The sequence below is a fragment of the Nocardia sp. NPDC056000 genome (assembly GCF_042269265.1).
In the GTDB taxonomy this organism is placed as follows: domain Bacteria; phylum Actinomycetota; class Actinomycetes; order Mycobacteriales; family Mycobacteriaceae; genus Nocardia.
This window is the reverse complement of record NZ_JBHJXS010000016.1, coordinates 23,991-38,158: the sequence shown is the minus strand read 5'-3', so window position 1 is coordinate 38,158 and position 14,168 is coordinate 23,991. Positions and strand designations below refer to the sequence as shown.

The following is a 14,168-nucleotide window of genomic DNA, read 5'->3' as shown; positions in this document are numbered from 1 at the left end:
CAGCTACGGGGCGGTGCGTCTTGCGACGCACCGCCCCGTGTTATCGGCTGAAATGACTATCAGTTGAGGCCCGTTACGTCCTGGGCTATTGCGGCGAAACGGGTTTCGGCTGCTGAGACTACGTTGGTGCGGTTCTTGTGGGCTTCCTCGTAGGCGAGGACCGCGCGGATGTCGGCGGGGCGGGTGAGGGATTTGATGGCGCTTACGGCCTGGTTGACGTTGAGGTTGTCGTAGTTGTCTACGGGGAGTTCGTCGGATTCCAGGACGCCGGTGGTGGTGCGCAGGGAGTGGAGGGTGTCGGCGGCGGTGTCGACGCCCTCGCGGCGGGTGACTCGTTCGGCGGTGGCCAGGGCCGAGTCACGGGAGGCGCTCAGGGTTTTGGCGGCTACCTGGCTCGCGTGGGCGCTGCGGTCGAGGGCTTCCTCCAGGGCCGGTCCGGCCGAGCGGAAGAGGTCGAGCAGGCGGTCTATGCCCTGGGTGGACCAGGTGATCGGGAGGTTGGCCAGGCGTACCGCGGTGCCGGTGGCGGCCTGGAAGGGGGTGCGGCGCAGGGCGGCCGGGCCGCCGAGGGCGTCCTCGGCCAGCACGGTGGTGAGCCACTGCACGGTCGCGGTGTGCGCGCTGATCAGGCGGTCGGCCAGGGTGACCAGATCCGCGCGCTGGGCATCGGTGGCCAGGGCCTTGATATAGCGGGCTCGGTCGAGCAGCCGGTGTTCGAGGGCGAGGTCGTTCAGCAGTGCCTCGTCGAACGACTGTGCCTGCTCGCCAACGGTTTTGAAGGTAGCGGCGGCCCGTCCGAGGAAGGGGCCGATCAGCTGCGGTACGCCGCCCAGTTCGCGAATGGCGGCCTCGACGGCCTCGGCGCGGGCGCGGGCGTTGTCCGCGTTCTCGGACAGCTCGCGGCGCACGGCCTCCGTGCGAGCCTGCGCGGTACGGGTTTCGGCGATCTGGATTTCGGTATGGGTCAGATCGCGCACGGTGCGCAGTTGCGTCAGCAGGGTGGTGGTGTCGCGTGTGCTCATGGATTCTGGTCCTTCGCATCGACATTGGGTGATGGCGCGAAGTGCGCCATTGGTTGGACTACCCGCTGGTCGCATCCGAAACATCACAGCGCGGGGTTCGGCGTGAGCAACCACACGGCGAAACCCAGCTTTCCGGGTCATGACACGGCTAGATCTTTACGTAAGGTAAAGACCTGTGTTGAAAGAGGGGCTACGCGAGTTCAGATGTTCGGGTGCAACGGTTTTCGCACTATCCCTCGGTGCGGTGATCGCATTGACGCTGGTCTTCGCCACGGTCAACCCGTGGATGCACGAATCCGGCGGCATCCTCGCGGGTGGGCTGGACGCGCACGTGTACCGCGACGGCGCGGACCGGGTACTGCACGGCCGCCCGCTGTACACGGAGCCAACGTTTTTCGGGCTGCTGTACACGTACACACCGTTCTCGGCACTGGTATTCCTGCCGATCGTGGTGCTGCCCTGGAGCTGGGTCACGTATTCATCGCTGCTGGTGAATGTCGTTGTGCTGTACGGCTGCGTGCTGTTGAGCTGGCGCATCCTGGGATATCGCCTGAACGCCCGGCTGGCGGGAATCAGTGCGCTGCTTGCGATTACCTGCCTGTTCCTGGAACCGGTGCGCACCACACTCTTCTACGGCCAGATCAATCTGGTGCTGATGCTGTTGGTGCTCTGGGATTTCGCGCGCGCTGACGACAGCCGCCTGCGTGGTATCGGAGCCGGTATCGCGGCGGGTATCAAACTCGTCCCCGCGTATTTCACGGTGCAGTACCTCGCGCTGCGCCAATGGCGTTCGGCGGCAACCGTCGTGGCCGGATTCCTCGGTTCGATCGCACTGGCCTGGCTCATTCTGCCCGCCGATTCGCATCGCTACTGGTTCGAGACCTTCTTCCAGTCCGAGCGCATCGCACCCGATACCAATCCGGCCAATCAATCACTGCGCGGCATGCTCGCGCACTGGACCGGCGGTTCCGCGCCGATCTGGCTCTGGTTCGCGGTCGTCGTAGTGGTGACCTTCGCGAGCCTCGCGCTCACCGTGGCCCTGCAGCGCCGCGGCGAACGCCTGCTGGTGGTGACCATCGCGGGCATGACGGCCTGCGCGGTATCCCCGTACGCCTGGGGCCACCACTGGGTGTGGTTCGTCCCGCTGCTGGTCCATCTCGTCCATCGCGCGCAATCGAACTCCCGCTGGTGGATCGCGGCCGCGGCGCTGTTCGTCGCGACCGGCGCGTGGGCGTATCACTGGGGCGAGAACTATGTGTCGGTGGGAATCTTCCTGCTACCGAAACCCTGGCACAGCGAGGCCATCCTGGAGAACTCCCACATCCTGGTCTATTTCGCCGTGCTGCTCTACGGCTTCCTGATTTCGTACCGGTCGCCATCCTTCCCGCTCCCGGCAACGAATAAATGATCAGCACACCCTTCGATCCGGATTCCGGTTCGCAGGGAAGGGCGAATCTAGTTGATCTATAAGTATCTTTCGCGAAGGAGGAAAGGCATGATCCCGCATTTCATCGGTGACCTGGTCGCAGCGGTCAACGACCTCCTCGGGAGGTTGCTGCTTCCGTAGCCGGACCACCCGGGGCGGTGTGAGCCGCCCCGGGTGCGGGCACGCCTTGTCAAATACATTGCTTGCCATCTAATATTGCGGGTATGACGCCGCGCGAGCCGCTGGACCGCAGTTCCTCACTGGGCTACGGAATCAACCATCTGGCGCGCCTCATGGAACAGGCCCTGCGGGATCGAATCGCCGAACACGGCGTGGTGCCGGGGCAATTCGCACAACTGCTGGCGCTCTACGAGCAGGAGGGCCTGACCCAGCACGAACTGTGCGAGCGGGTCCGCATCGATCAGTCCACCATGGCCCACACGCTCAAGCGGATGGAGCGGGACGGGCTCATCGAACGCAGTCCCGATCCGGCGGACGGGCGGCGGGCGCTGATCCACCTCACCGACCGGGCGCGCGGCTTGCGCGCCGTACTGCAATCGGCCGCGCGCGAAGTTAATGCCGCTGCCACCGAAGGGTTTTCGGACGCCGAGCGGGAAGCACTGCTGCGCGCCGTGCGTCACGCGATCGGCAATCTCGAGGACGATCGCCCCACCTGATCATCGAACAAGAGGTGCACCAATGCTTTCCCGCATCCATCCCATCGCGGGCGCACTCGGACTGACCACCATTCTCACCTTCTGGCTCGCCACCGTCGCGACCGAGATCTTCGGCTCGAAACAGGCCGTCACGACCGTCAAACAGGCTGTTCCATGGGGTTTGCCGTTGCTGGTGCTCGCCTTGGCGCTGACCGGAGCGAGTGGATTCCGATTGGCGGGCAAAGCCTCTCACCCGATCATCGCCGCCAAGAAACGCCGAATGCCGTTCATCGCCGGTAATGGACTACTGGTGTTGATTCCGTCCGCGATCACCCTGGACGTACTCGCCGAGCGCGGCGATTTCGGCATCGTCTTCTACAGCGTGCAGGCGGTGGAAATCATGGCGGGCGCGGTCAATATCGTGCTGATGTCGCTCAATATCCGGGACGGTCTGCGACTGACCGGACGTCGCGGCGGTGACAAGACCGAATCCGCCGGAAATTCGGCAACTTCGGCTGAGGGACAGTGGGATTCGAGCCGCCTGGGGTAACTTTGATGGGCAATCAGGTGGGAGGTATAAGGGTGGATACCGTGATGCGACATCGAAACTCGCGGGGGAATTGGCGGCGCAGGGCGGGCACGATCGCCGCGGCGGTGGTCCTGCTCGGCGCGGCGGGGGTGGAGGTCGCTACCGCCGCTCCCGTGCCCGGTCCGGTATTGCGTTCTCCCGCAGGCGGTTACCAGGAGCTCTGGGTGCCGTCCGCGATGGGGAAGATCAAGGTTCAGGTGCAGTGGGCGGCGCGGGGCGGGAGTTCGGCGCTGTATCTGCTGGACGGGTTGCGCGCACCGGGGGATCACAGTCAATGGACCAGTGATACCGACGCGCTGCGCCAATTCGTCGGGGACAATGTGACTTTGGTGTTCCCGGTGGGCGGGCACTCCAGCTTCTATACGGACTGGTATCGGCCCAGCAGCACCAATCAGCAAGCGACGAAGTACAAGTGGGAAACCTTCCTGACCAAGGATCTGCCCGCGTATCTGGCGGGCTACGGCGTCTCGCGCACCAATAACGCGATCGTCGGCGCGTCCATGGGCGGTAATGCGGCGCTCACGCTGGCCGCACATCATCGCGATCAATTCCGCTTCGCCGGATCCTTCTCCGGCTATGTGCACCCGACGTTCCCGATGTGGAATGAGGCCATGCGCGCCGCCATGCGCGATGAGGGCAACTTCAATGTCGACGATATGTGGGGTCCGGCTTCGGATCCCGCGTGGGTGCGCAATGACGCCACCGATCAGGCCGAATTGCTGCGCGGGCTGCCGATGTACATCTGGTCCGGCAATGCGCTGCCCGGATTGGCCGATCTGCCGTTCGGGCTGGGCAATACCCTCAATGCCATGGGTCTGGAAGCGATGACCTTGATCGCGAATCAGATGTTCCGGGATCGGCTGGGAGCCTTGGGGATTCCCGCGCGCATCGAACTCGGCAATGGCACGCACACCTGGCCGTACTGGCAACAGGCGCTGGCGAACGCCCGCCCCATGATTCTGGACGCCCTCAACGCGCACTGACGTATTCCGTTGGTTCGCGGTATTTTTCGATGACGGGTGTCGGGGGCCCGCCCTACTATCGGCGGGTGAGTATTGCCGGGGATGAACAGCGGGTGCGCCCGATCGGACGCCGCGCCGAGGATGCCGGTGCGCCCCGGCCGAATCCCGCCGTGAACCCGTTCGACGCCGAGGACGCCGCACCCGTCGATCCGGTGCTGCGGCTACTCGACGAGATCGACGCGCTCGTCGAGGACAGCATGCGCGACGGCGAACCCGAAACCGGTTACGACTTCGACGATCCGACCTATCCGGACTGCCCAAACCCCTATTGCGATGAACCCTGGCACGGGCTGGCCATCACCGCTCGCATGTCGGCCATGCGGTGGCGCGGCCTGGTCGATCCGGACTACGACTACGACACCGACGACAGCCCGCTGCTGTGCCCGGGTTCGACCCACATCGGCGAATGGCCCGTGCCCGAGGGTGAGGCGGTCGCGGAATATTTTGCGGCGCACGAGGATTCGGAACCCGAGTTCGTTCCGGATCCGCGCCTGGTCGCGGCCGACGCCATGTGGATGGCGGTCGGCCGGGCGGCGACCGCGATCTGGGTTACCAGCCTGCCGCTCGCGGTCGTCTCCATGTTCACCGATGCCGCACGCTGGCGCTGGCTCACCCTGATCATCGGCATCGCATCGCTGTCGAAGATCTATCTGCTGTTCGGCCGCACGCGCCGCGCCCTGCCGCCGGGTTATCTGCGGCAGCGGCTATCCGCGCGGCCCGAAACGATTCCGGCCCTGGCGCTGATGTTCGCCGCCGGATGGCTCCCGGCGCTGTGGGCGTGGCGTTATCCCCGGGAGTCCTCCGGTTATCTCGCGGCCTGCTATCGCACCCTGCTGGTGTCCTGCCTGCTGGCCGGTATCGGTCATGCCGTCGTGCAATTGTCCCGAACCCGCACGGTGCCGGACGAACTGGTCGACGGAGTACCCGAGACCGACCGCCCGGCGCACGGCGGACGCCTGCTCCGATTCGCCTTCGGCTGGCTGATCTTCACGGTGCCGCTACTGCTGCTCTTCGGCTGGACCCTGGGCAGATTCACGCATCAGCCCGACGCGGTCTGGGTGGCCACCGGCATCACGGCCATTGTTCTCGCCACCCTGGTGGTCGAAGCCGTCGTCCTGAATCGTGCCCTGCTGGTCATCCGCGCCACGCTGCTTGTCGTAATCGCTACGGTGCCGCTTCTGTGGTGGTCGCTGCACGCTCTGTCGAGCGCTGACTTCCATCATTGATTTCCGGCTGCGCCGACCGACCACTGGGCGATGCCGTGGTGAATATGGCTGCTACGCAGAGGATTGCGATGACGAAGCAGGCCAGGGTGTACCAGGGGTTGCCGATCGGATCGCCGTTCGCGGTCAGGCCGTTGGTGGCGTCGCGGAGATCAGGGAGTGCGGTGATCCAGAGGATGGCCATCACCAGCAGGTAGAGGGGGCTGTAGACGCGGACGAAAGCGTTTGTGTAATGGGGCATTTCGGTCGATTGACGCTGACTTTGCCAGCTGCGGAACAGGATCGGGATGGCGACCAGGGTCAGCACGATCAGCTCGGCGGCGTAGAGGGTGCCGCGCACGGTGGTGCTGCCCGCGCCGAAGACGGTGGCGGGGAGCGGGAGGATGAAGGTCCCGAGGGAGGCCAGCAGGCCGATTCCGACTGTGCGGCCTGCCAATTGGGGCCCGGTGAAGTGGGTGCCCGCGTCGACCTTGCGGCCGACGAACCAGTAGACGCAGAACGCCAGCGACATCGGCCACAGGGCGGCGAACACCACCACGCTGGGAAGCGGGACCGAATCGAAGAACGGCTGATTCAGCGAATTACCGGTGGACCACTCCCACCAGCGCAATTGCGGGCCGAGATGATCGAAGATCTCGTAGAAGGCGTGGTGGACGAAACCCACGCAGGTCGCGCCCAAAAGCGCGCCGTAGCGGCGGAATACGCCCAGTGAGCGCACGATCTCATAGGCCACGGTCGCCATGAAGGGGTAGATGGCGACGATATAGAGCGGCAGGCGGCCCCATAGGAAATCCACCGTGAAGACGTTGTGCGCGAACATCGTATCGACGTGCTCTTCGATGCCGAATGCTGCGGGGAAGTAGAGCGGCGGTTCGATGATGAACAGGTAGGCGGTCGCGCTGAACCAGAGCACCAGGTTGGTGGGGTCGCCGTGCCGGCGCAGCCGGATCACCGCCCAGATCAGCGCCAGGATGGAGCCGAGGATGATGGTGGTTTCCAGGACCGTCAGGGTCCAGTTCTCCAGGCCGAACGGATTGCGGAATTCGACCAGGCCGCCCGCTTCCTCGCAGGAGAAGCCGAGCGAGTGCGCGAGTTGATCGAAGGTGGGGGCACAGTGGTCGGTCATTTACTTCGCTCCGATCGAATCCGCCGTGTACCAGCGGGATACGTCGTATCCGGCTTCGTAGCGCCGGAACCACACGTCCGCGAGCGCGGGCAACTTCTCGTGCGCGGGATTGTGTTTGGGCAGCTGACTGCGAATGATGCCCTTCAACGCCACCAGCTGCTCGCCGAGCGGCAGCGCGTCGAACGCGCGCAGCATCGGTCCGCTGTTCTGCGGGTGCAGGCCCGGTAGCAATCGGCGTAGATGCTGCTTTCTGCGGTAGTTCGCGAACATGGCGAGCGCGTCCACCTTCCGATCCTCCACCGGCACATGCTTATTGAAGCCCGCGCAGGCGATCCGGACCACCTTGAGCACATGCTGGAAGATAGACGGGGCCATGCGCATGCGGTAGAGATCGCTGCCCACAACGGAATCGAAGATGATCAGTGCCGAACTGCGGTGCTCGACCTCTTCGACGAAATGCCAGATGAACAGGGAGGCGACGCGATCGTCGCCGGGCGCGAACAGTGCCGCCTCATTGTCGAGCATCAGTTTGAAGACCGAGGTGAAGGTGGCCTCCAGGTCCGCGGTGTACGCGAGGCGGTAGTTCAGCGGGGTGCTGGCGGTGAGGCGGTCGAATTCGCCGATCACCTCGTCGAGGGTTTCCTGCAGGCCCGGATGGCTGCGGATCAGCCCGCGCACATGCTGGCGGTGCGCGGTCGAATGCTGACCCTCCTGCCGCATGAACGCGTCCGCCTCCTCGGCGACTTCGGCATCGGTGATCAGCGGTTTCGTCTGCATGATCATCTGCACGATCATCTTCTCGAAGCCGATGGCCAGGAACGACACGGCATTGGCCATGCTCGCGAAGGCGGGATTCTCCTCGTTCCAGAGGAAGGGCACGTCGTAGTCCTCGAAGGCGAAATTCATCTTTCGCACGATCAGATCCGTCATGGTGACCATACAAACATACACTCTGACGTCTAGGTGTATGTTCAATCGAAATATTGGGTGACCATGACGTGCTAACGTCGGTTTTCGTGGCACGAAGGCGCGGGTGGGGCGGCAGTCCGCCGGAGAGTGACGACGAGGCGGCGAGCCGTATCGTGGCCGCGGCCGTCGACCTGATCGGTCGTACCGGCCGCGAGATCAGCATTGCCGACGTGGCCGAATCGCTCGGTGTCATCCGGCAGACCGTGTACCGCTACTTCCCGAGTGCGGAAGCGCTCATGCGCGCCTCGGCCCTGGCGTCGGTGGCGGGGTTCCTGGACCGGCTCACCGAACAGGTACGCGGACAGGAGGATCCGGTCGAGGCCATGACCGATGCGGTCGTCTACACCCTCACCGAGGTGCACCGCACCCCGCACCTGGGCATTCTGCTGACCCCGACCTACTCCGCCGCCGATCCGGAGGGTGTCACCTCCGATGAGGCGCAGGCCTTCGGTATGACCATGATCAAACGCTTCGATGTCGACTGGTCGCAGTACGGCTACGACGACGAATCCCTGCGGGAGCTGGTCGAATACCTGCTCCGCACAATGCAATCCTTCTTCGTCTCGCCCGGCCATCCGCCGCGCTCGGAGGAAGAATTGCGCCGCTACCTACGTCGCTGGATGGGTCCCGCGATGCTGGCGCAGGCCACCCTGCACGTGCCCTGATCATCCGCGGCGATGAATTCCGCCACGGCGCACCGTCTCCATAGGCAATATCCGATACGAGGAGGAGCCATGCTGCCGGACCCGATCACCGCCAAGAACCTCAATATCTACGGCGACGACGAACTCCCCTGGAGCCGCGCGCTCAAGGCCGCCGAACAGGGCATCGGCGCAATGGAAACCGCCGCCTTCCTCTCCACCGTCGCCCCCAACGGCAGCCCGCATTCGGCCGGCATCGGCGCGATAGCCCACAACGGCTACCTCTACTTCACCAGCGGCCCCGGCACCCGCAAATCCCGCAACCTCACCCAAAACCCCGCCTGCACACTGTCTTTCCGCCTCCCCGAAGTAGACCTCGTCTTCGAAGGCCACGCCCACCGCACCACCGACATCCCCGAACTCGACGCCGTAACCGCCCTCTACCGCACCGGCGGCTGGCCCGCCGAACGCGCAGGCGACACCGTAAACGCCCCCTACAGCGCCCAAAGCGCCGGCCCCGCCCCCTGGTACCTCTACCGCTTCACCATCCACACCGCCATAGGCGTAGCCCTGGCAGACCCCCACGGCGCAACAAGCTGGCGCTTCGCCTGACCGAACTACGCGTGCCCCGCGGCGATCCAGTCCAGGGATTGGCCGTGTGGGCCCGTATATGCCAGGGGGTGGCCGTCGAGGCTGAGGGCGAAGGAGCCGCGAGTTGTGCTGGGGGAGTGGGGAAGGCGGGCCGCGACCGAATCGAGTACGCCGACGCCCTCGTTGGTGATCCAGCGGCAGGGGAGGGCGCGGATTGTTCTTTCGAAGGCGAGGCGGGAGGCGGGGTCGAGGTAGGCGAGTACCGCGCTGCCGAAGACCACGGGGGTGGCTCCCGAGGGGACCTGGGCCACCAGGTCGGTGATGGTGTCGAGCAGGTTGCCGGTGACCAGGTGGGGTGGGTCGGTGCGGGCGATGGTGATGGCTGCGCGGAGGCGGTCGCGGCGGTGCTGTTGTTCGGGCCAGATCAGGCATTCCAGCCAGCGCATATCGTCGGCGTTCTCGACGTCGAGGGGGTTCAGGTCGACGCCGGTGCGGGACACCACATTCGGGAGTTCGGCGGGTAGGGGCGGGTTGCCCGAGGTGGCGCAGGTGAGCACAACATCGGATATGCAGTCCGCCGGGTCTATGGCCACTCGCTCGTCGTATCGGTAGCTGTAGCGATCGGGGTAGAGGCACAGTCCGGCGGACGCGCCGACCTCTATCAAGGCCAGCGGCCCCGGAATTCGCGCCAGCGCGGGCAGCAGCACCGCCGCGCGCCCGGCCTCGTTGGTCTGGGTGCGGCGTGCGATCGCCGTTTCGGCGACAGCTGCCCAATGGCGGATCAACCACGGTTTGAAATCGGTGAACTCCGACGGCTCGGCCCCCAGATAGCGGGCCGCGCCCAGGATCAGGTTCGGTTGCCGCTTGTCCGTGGGCAGTTGCTCGATCAGCGTGAGAATCTCGTCGTCATAAGCGATTTCGCGAGACCATCGCTCGTAGCACTCCGAATGGCCGCGCGCCTCGTGCTCGGCGAAGAACTCATACCGCTGTGCCGTATTCACCCGTCCCCCTTCAGGTCCCGGCCGATTCGAGGCCGGGGACATGAAGTTACCAAGATCGAACTCGGGCCCGGCGAGTGGCCGGGCCCGAGTGGTCGGGATCAGTTCGCGGTGAGGCGGGCGGGGAGGTCGCGGTGGCCGTTGGAGATGAAGCCGATTACGGGGGAGAGGGTGGTGGGGTCTGCGAGGTGTAGGTCGGGGAAGCGGGTGAAGAGGGCTGGGAGGGCGATGGTGGCTTCCAGGCGGGCCAGGGGGGCGCCGATGCAGTGGTGGACGCCGTGGCCGAAGGAGAGGTGGTCCTTGTTGACTCGGGTGATGTCGAAGGATTCGGAGGTTTCGCCGTGGATTTTGGGGTCGCGGCCGGCGGCGGCGTAGGAGGCGAGAATCGCTTGGCCCTTGGGGATTTGGATGCCGTCGATTTCGATGTCCTCTACCGCGTAGCGGAGGGGGAGGTGGGCTACGGGGGCCTCGTAGCGCAGGGTTTCCTCGATGACGTCGTCCCAGGTGACCTCGCCGGCGCGAACGGCGGCGAGCTGTTCGGGGTGGGTGAGCAGGGCCACGATGGCCTGGTCCAGGAGGTTCACCGTGGTTTCGTGGCCGGCGTTGATGACGAGCATCAGCGTGTCGACCATTTCCTTCTCGGTGAGACGCTCACCGTCCTCATCGCGGGTGGCGATCAGGACGCTGGTCATATCGTCGCCCGGGTTATCGCGCTTGAAGGCGACGAGTTCCTCGATGAGACCGAACATTTCGAGGTAGTTGGCACCGGCCGCCTCGGGGGAGATCTCGGTGTCGAAGAAGCGCGCCACGCAGATGCGCAGCGCGGGTTCACGATCCTCGGGGACGCCCATCAGCTCGGTGAGCACCTGAATCGGCACCGGATAGGCGAAACCCTCACGCAGATCGACGGTTTCACCCGCCGGGGTGGCGGCGAGGTTGTCCAGCAGGGTGGTGACGATCTCCTCGATGCGCGGGCGCAGCGCCATGGTGCGGCGGTGCGTGAACGCGGGGGACACCAGTTTGCGCAGACGGCGGTGATCCGAACCGTACGCGGTGAACATATTGGTCGCCGCGACCCACGGGAACAGCGGCCATTCGGGGGTGACCTCACCATTGCCGAACGCCGCCCAGTGCTGCGCCGGATCCTTGGACACCCGGGGATCGGCCAGCAAACGCTTCAACACATCCGCGTCGGTCACCGACCACGCGGGCACACCCATGAGCTCGACCAGGGTCACCGGTCCACGTGCACGAATGCGGGCGTTCTCACCTTGAATGTCGACACCGGTCAGGTCCAATGCCAAGGGTTCGATCGTCAAAACAGCTCTCCTACTTCACATTCAACGGCGGGCACGCAGGGAACACCACCGGCAGCGCTGCCAGCGCGCGGTGGAATGGCCCTGGACGCCAAGATAATTCATCAACCGGAACGGCGAGACGCAGCTCGGGCAGCGCGTCCAGCAGTTGGTCGATGGCCTCCTGTGCCACCAGTGATGCGACCGACTTCGCCGGGCACGCATGCGGTCCCAGGCTCCACGCCAGATGTGAGCGATTGCCGATGCGCTCCCCGCCGCCGATGGCGGGATCGTTATTGCAGCCCGCCAGGCTGATCACCACCGGCTGATGGGCGGGCAGCCAGGTCTCACCGACCAGCATGGGCTGCCGCGGGTAGGAGATGGCGAAATTCGCCATCGGCGGATCGTTGAACAGCACCTCGTCCAAAGCGTCACGGGTGGAAAGACTTCCGCCCAGCACATCACCGGCGAAGCGATCGTCGGTGAGGATCAGCCGCAGCGTGTTGATGATCAGATTCTGCTGCGGTTCCAGCCCCGCGCCGTAGATGCTGATGATGTTGGCCAGCATCTCGGTGTCATCCAGGCCCGCGTCATGCTGGAGCAGCCGCGTCACCATATCGTCGCCGGGCTCACTCCGCTTGAGCTCGATGAGCTCGAGCAAAGCCCCACTGAGCGTTTGCATTCCGAGCTCGGCGTTCTCGTCCACCGAGTCGAACAGTGCCGCCATACCCGCGGCCACCCGCTGCCCGATCTCCGGCGGGCAGCCCAGCATGTCGTTGAGCCCCGCGAAAACCAGCGGGAACGCGTACTGCGTGATCAGCTCCGCGGATCCGTTCTCGCAGAACGTATTGATCAGCGGAATCGCCTCCCGCTCCACGATCGCGTGCAGCCCGTGCAGATCCACCCCGTCCACGGCGTACACATTGGCCTGCCGGTACCGGCGATGCGCTTCACCGGCATTGCGCAGCACGTTCGGATACCACTCCATCATCGGCTTGACCGGGCAGTCCGCCGGAATGTTCTGCTGCCAGATGCGCGGATCGGCGGGGAAATGCTCCGGATCATTGAGAATCCGCACCGCGTCGTGATAGCCGATCACCAGGGTGGCGGACACCCCCGGCGCGAGTTCCACCGGCACCAGCGAGCCGTAACGCCGGCGCATCTCGCGATAGTTTCCGTGCGGGTCGGCCGCGAATTCCTCTGCGTAGAGCGGGAATTGCGTGCCGTCGACTAGGACGGTGGGCCCGGTCGAAGTGGTCAAAGTCGTGACTCCTGACGAGATTGGAACAGGTACTCGACGAGGGTGATGAGCGACTGCACGCACGTACGCCGATCGCGTGCGTCCAGGGCGGTCAGCGGGGTGCCCTCGGCGAGGTCGAGCGCATCGCGGATCTCCGACAGCGGATACCGGTGCGCGCCTTCGAATTCATTGACCGCCACCGAATACGGCACACCGCGCTGTTCTAGCACGGCCAGCACCTCATCGGACTGCTCGATGCGCCGGGTGTCGACCAGCACCAGCGCGCCGAGCGCGCCGAGTGCGAGTTCCTCCCACAGCGGGACGAACCGCTGCTGACCCGGCGTACCGAATAGATACAGCGCCAGTTGCGGATTCAGCGTGATGCGGCCGAAATCCATTGCGACCGTTGTGGTCGTCTTCTCACGCAGTCCGGCCATATCGTCGACGCCGACACTGGCCTCGGTGATCGTCTCCTCGGTGCGCAGCGGCTTGATCTCCGACACGCTGCTGACGAACGTGGTCTTACCGACGCCGAAGTTGCCTGCCACCAACAGCTTTACCGACTTGACGACGGTGGGGGCCAGATAGTCGACGCCCGGGGGCGCCAACTCAGACCGCAAGGGCGCGGAGCCCATTCAGTACCTCTTCCAGCAGGCTGACGTCCGGCAGGGTGTGTGCGGGCGTCCGGGTTATCAGGTGACCGCCATCGAGCAGGTCGGCCACGACGATCTTCACCACCGAGGGCGGCAGATCGAGATATGCGGCGATCTCCGCGAGCGACAACGCGTCCCGGCACAGCGCGTAGATGCGCCGGGCATCGGGCGAGCCGCCCTGCGGTGGGGTTTCGGCGGCGACGATCACGGTGACCAGGTCCAGCTGCCGGGAGGCGCGCGAACGCCCGCCCGTGCGCACATAGGCCCGGACCAGATCGGGATCCCGCCGCGGCCCGGTCACGGCCGGGCGCCGCCGCGCGGTATGGCACCGAGCTCGTGCCCGACCCGCGCCGCGAGCTCGTTGAGCCGGTGCGCGACCAGCGCCACATCGACCTCGGGGGTGGTGGAGACGCCGATGACCGCGCCCTCGCCCGCGGCGGTAATGAAGATCATCCCGCCGTCGTATTCGGTGACGTTCTGGCGTACGCGATCGCCCGGGCCGCCGCAGAATTCACCGAGCGCCTTACCGAGCGAACGCAATCCCGAGGCGGCGGCGGCGAAACGTTCCGCGTTGTCCTTGGTGATATTGCCCGAATGCGCGATCCGCAGCCCGTCCTCCGATAGCAGCACGGCGAAACGCACGCCCGGAATGTCGAGATCGGCGAGCATCCAGCCGAGCCGGTTGCTGCCGTCGGACGGATTGTCGACCGCGGTGTG

General features: G+C 65.3%; 16 protein-coding genes. 7 read left to right on the top strand and 9 right to left on the bottom strand.

Annotated elements, in window-relative coordinates; all coding sequences use genetic code 11:
- Positions 1-59 precede the first annotated feature (59 nt).
- Positions 60-1,022 (bottom strand): ferritin-like domain-containing protein, encoded by a 963-nt coding sequence (locus tag ACFC4D_RS38425; protein ID WP_376070864.1) that lies wholly within the window; start codon positions 1,020-1,022, stop codon positions 60-62.
- Positions 1,023-1,266: 244 nt separating this feature from the next.
- On the opposite strand from ACFC4D_RS38425, the gene ACFC4D_RS38420 reads away from it, so the two are divergent.
- From ACFC4D_RS38420 to ACFC4D_RS38400, 5 genes are all read left to right on the top strand, one after another.
- Positions 1,267-2,430 (top strand): glycosyltransferase 87 family protein, encoded by a 1,164-nt coding sequence (locus ACFC4D_RS38420; protein WP_376070861.1) that lies wholly within the window; start codon positions 1,267-1,269, stop codon positions 2,428-2,430.
- A 242-nt stretch (positions 2,431-2,672) separates the two neighbouring features.
- The gene (locus ACFC4D_RS38415; protein WP_375968554.1) at positions 2,673-3,125 is read left to right on the top strand and encodes a MarR family winged helix-turn-helix transcriptional regulator; all 453 of its coding nucleotides are present in this window, start codon (positions 2,673-2,675) and stop codon (positions 3,123-3,125) included.
- Positions 3,126-3,147: 22 nt separating this feature from the next.
- Positions 3,148-3,654, top strand: coding sequence for a hypothetical protein (locus ACFC4D_RS38410; RefSeq protein WP_376070859.1), 507 nt, complete (start codon positions 3,148-3,150; stop codon positions 3,652-3,654).
- Between the two features lie 44 nt (positions 3,655-3,698).
- Entirely contained in the window at positions 3,699-4,676 is a 978-nt protein-coding gene (locus tag ACFC4D_RS38405; RefSeq protein ID WP_376070857.1) for an alpha/beta hydrolase, read from the top strand.
- 65 nt (positions 4,677-4,741) lie between these two features.
- On the top strand, positions 4,742-5,941 hold the full coding sequence (locus tag ACFC4D_RS38400) for a hypothetical protein (RefSeq protein ID WP_376070854.1): 1,200 nt from the start codon (positions 4,742-4,744) through the stop codon (positions 5,939-5,941).
- Here ACFC4D_RS38400 and ACFC4D_RS38395 read toward each other — a convergent pair.
- Together ACFC4D_RS38395 and ACFC4D_RS38390 are read right to left on the bottom strand one after the other, a co-directional pair.
- Positions 5,880-7,064 carry a hypothetical protein gene (locus ACFC4D_RS38395; protein WP_376070852.1) on the bottom strand — a complete coding sequence of 395 codons (1,185 nt, stop codon included), beginning with the start codon at positions 7,062-7,064 and terminating at the stop codon, positions 5,880-5,882. The two genes, ACFC4D_RS38400 and ACFC4D_RS38395, sit on opposite strands and share 62 nt — an antisense overlap.
- A complete protein-coding gene (locus ACFC4D_RS38390; RefSeq protein WP_376070849.1) occupies positions 7,065-7,994 on the bottom strand; it encodes a metal-dependent hydrolase in 930 nt (309 codons plus the stop codon).
- Positions 7,995-8,080: 86 nt separating this feature from the next.
- Between ACFC4D_RS38390 and ACFC4D_RS38385 the strand changes: the two genes are divergently transcribed.
- Positions 8,081-8,698 carry a TetR/AcrR family transcriptional regulator gene (locus ACFC4D_RS38385; RefSeq protein ID WP_375968549.1) on the top strand — a complete coding sequence of 206 codons (618 nt, stop codon included), beginning with the start codon at positions 8,081-8,083 and terminating at the stop codon, positions 8,696-8,698.
- Between the two features lie 69 nt (positions 8,699-8,767).
- Entirely contained in the window at positions 8,768-9,286 is a 519-nt protein-coding gene (locus ACFC4D_RS38380) for a pyridoxamine 5'-phosphate oxidase family protein (protein ID WP_376070846.1), read from the top strand.
- A gap of 5 nt (positions 9,287-9,291) precedes the next feature.
- On the opposite strand, the gene ACFC4D_RS38375 is transcribed toward ACFC4D_RS38380, so the two are convergent.
- The 6 genes from ACFC4D_RS38375 to ACFC4D_RS38350 all read right to left on the bottom strand — a co-directional run bounded on the left by ACFC4D_RS38375 (position 9,292) and on the right by ACFC4D_RS38350 (position 14,120).
- Complete coding sequence (locus ACFC4D_RS38375) at positions 9,292-10,266, bottom strand: DUF2332 domain-containing protein (protein WP_376070843.1); 975 nt, start codon at positions 10,264-10,266, stop codon at positions 9,292-9,294.
- A gap of 98 nt (positions 10,267-10,364) precedes the next feature.
- A complete protein-coding gene (locus ACFC4D_RS38370; RefSeq protein WP_376070840.1) occupies positions 10,365-11,582 on the bottom strand; it encodes a cytochrome P450 in 1,218 nt (405 codons plus the stop codon).
- Positions 11,583-11,592: 10 nt separating this feature from the next.
- Positions 11,593-12,819: a cytochrome P450 gene (locus ACFC4D_RS38365; RefSeq protein ID WP_375968544.1), complete on the bottom strand. Its 1,227-nt coding sequence runs from the start codon at positions 12,817-12,819 to the stop codon at positions 11,593-11,595.
- Positions 12,816-13,433 (bottom strand): ATP/GTP-binding protein, encoded by a 618-nt coding sequence (locus ACFC4D_RS38360; protein WP_364638767.1) that lies wholly within the window; start codon positions 13,431-13,433, stop codon positions 12,816-12,818. Before ACFC4D_RS38360 ends, ACFC4D_RS38365 begins: the two co-directional genes overlap by 4 nt.
- A complete protein-coding gene (locus ACFC4D_RS38355) occupies positions 13,408-13,752 on the bottom strand; it encodes a DUF742 domain-containing protein (RefSeq protein WP_364638764.1) in 345 nt (114 codons plus the stop codon). Before ACFC4D_RS38355 ends, ACFC4D_RS38360 begins: the two co-directional genes overlap by 26 nt.
- The gene (locus ACFC4D_RS38350) at positions 13,749-14,120 is read right to left on the bottom strand and encodes a roadblock/LC7 domain-containing protein (RefSeq protein ID WP_364640402.1); all 372 of its coding nucleotides are present in this window, start codon (positions 14,118-14,120) and stop codon (positions 13,749-13,751) included. The genes ACFC4D_RS38355 and ACFC4D_RS38350 overlap by 4 nt, the downstream gene beginning before the upstream one ends.
- Between the last annotated feature and the right edge of the window lie 48 nt (positions 14,121-14,168).

Bases quoted from the DNA above. Each gene is read 5' to 3' on its own strand.
- ACFC4D_RS38425 (WP_376070864.1), bottom strand. From the start codon at position 1,022: ATGAGCACACGCGACACCACCACCCTGCTGACGCAACTGCGCACCGTG.
- ACFC4D_RS38415 (WP_375968554.1), top strand. From the start codon at position 2,673: ATGACGCCGCGCGAGCCGCTGGACCGCAGTTCCTCACTGGGCTACGGA.
- ACFC4D_RS38410 (WP_376070859.1), top strand. From the start codon at position 3,148: ATGCTTTCCCGCATCCATCCCATCGCGGGCGCACTCGGACTGACCACC.
- ACFC4D_RS38405 (WP_376070857.1), top strand. From the start codon at position 3,699: ATGCGACATCGAAACTCGCGGGGGAATTGGCGGCGCAGGGCGGGCACG.
- ACFC4D_RS38395 (WP_376070852.1), bottom strand. From the start codon at position 7,064: ATGACCGACCACTGTGCCCCCACCTTCGATCAACTCGCGCACTCGCTC.
- ACFC4D_RS38390 (WP_376070849.1), bottom strand. From the start codon at position 7,994: ATGACGGATCTGATCGTGCGAAAGATGAATTTCGCCTTCGAGGACTAC.
- ACFC4D_RS38380 (WP_376070846.1), top strand. From the start codon at position 8,768: ATGCTGCCGGACCCGATCACCGCCAAGAACCTCAATATCTACGGCGAC.
- ACFC4D_RS38360 (WP_364638767.1), bottom strand. From the start codon at position 13,433: ATGGGCTCCGCGCCCTTGCGGTCTGAGTTGGCGCCCCCGGGCGTCGAC.
- ACFC4D_RS38350 (WP_364640402.1), bottom strand. From the start codon at position 14,120: ATGCTCGCCGATCTCGACATTCCGGGCGTGCGTTTCGCCGTGCTGCTA.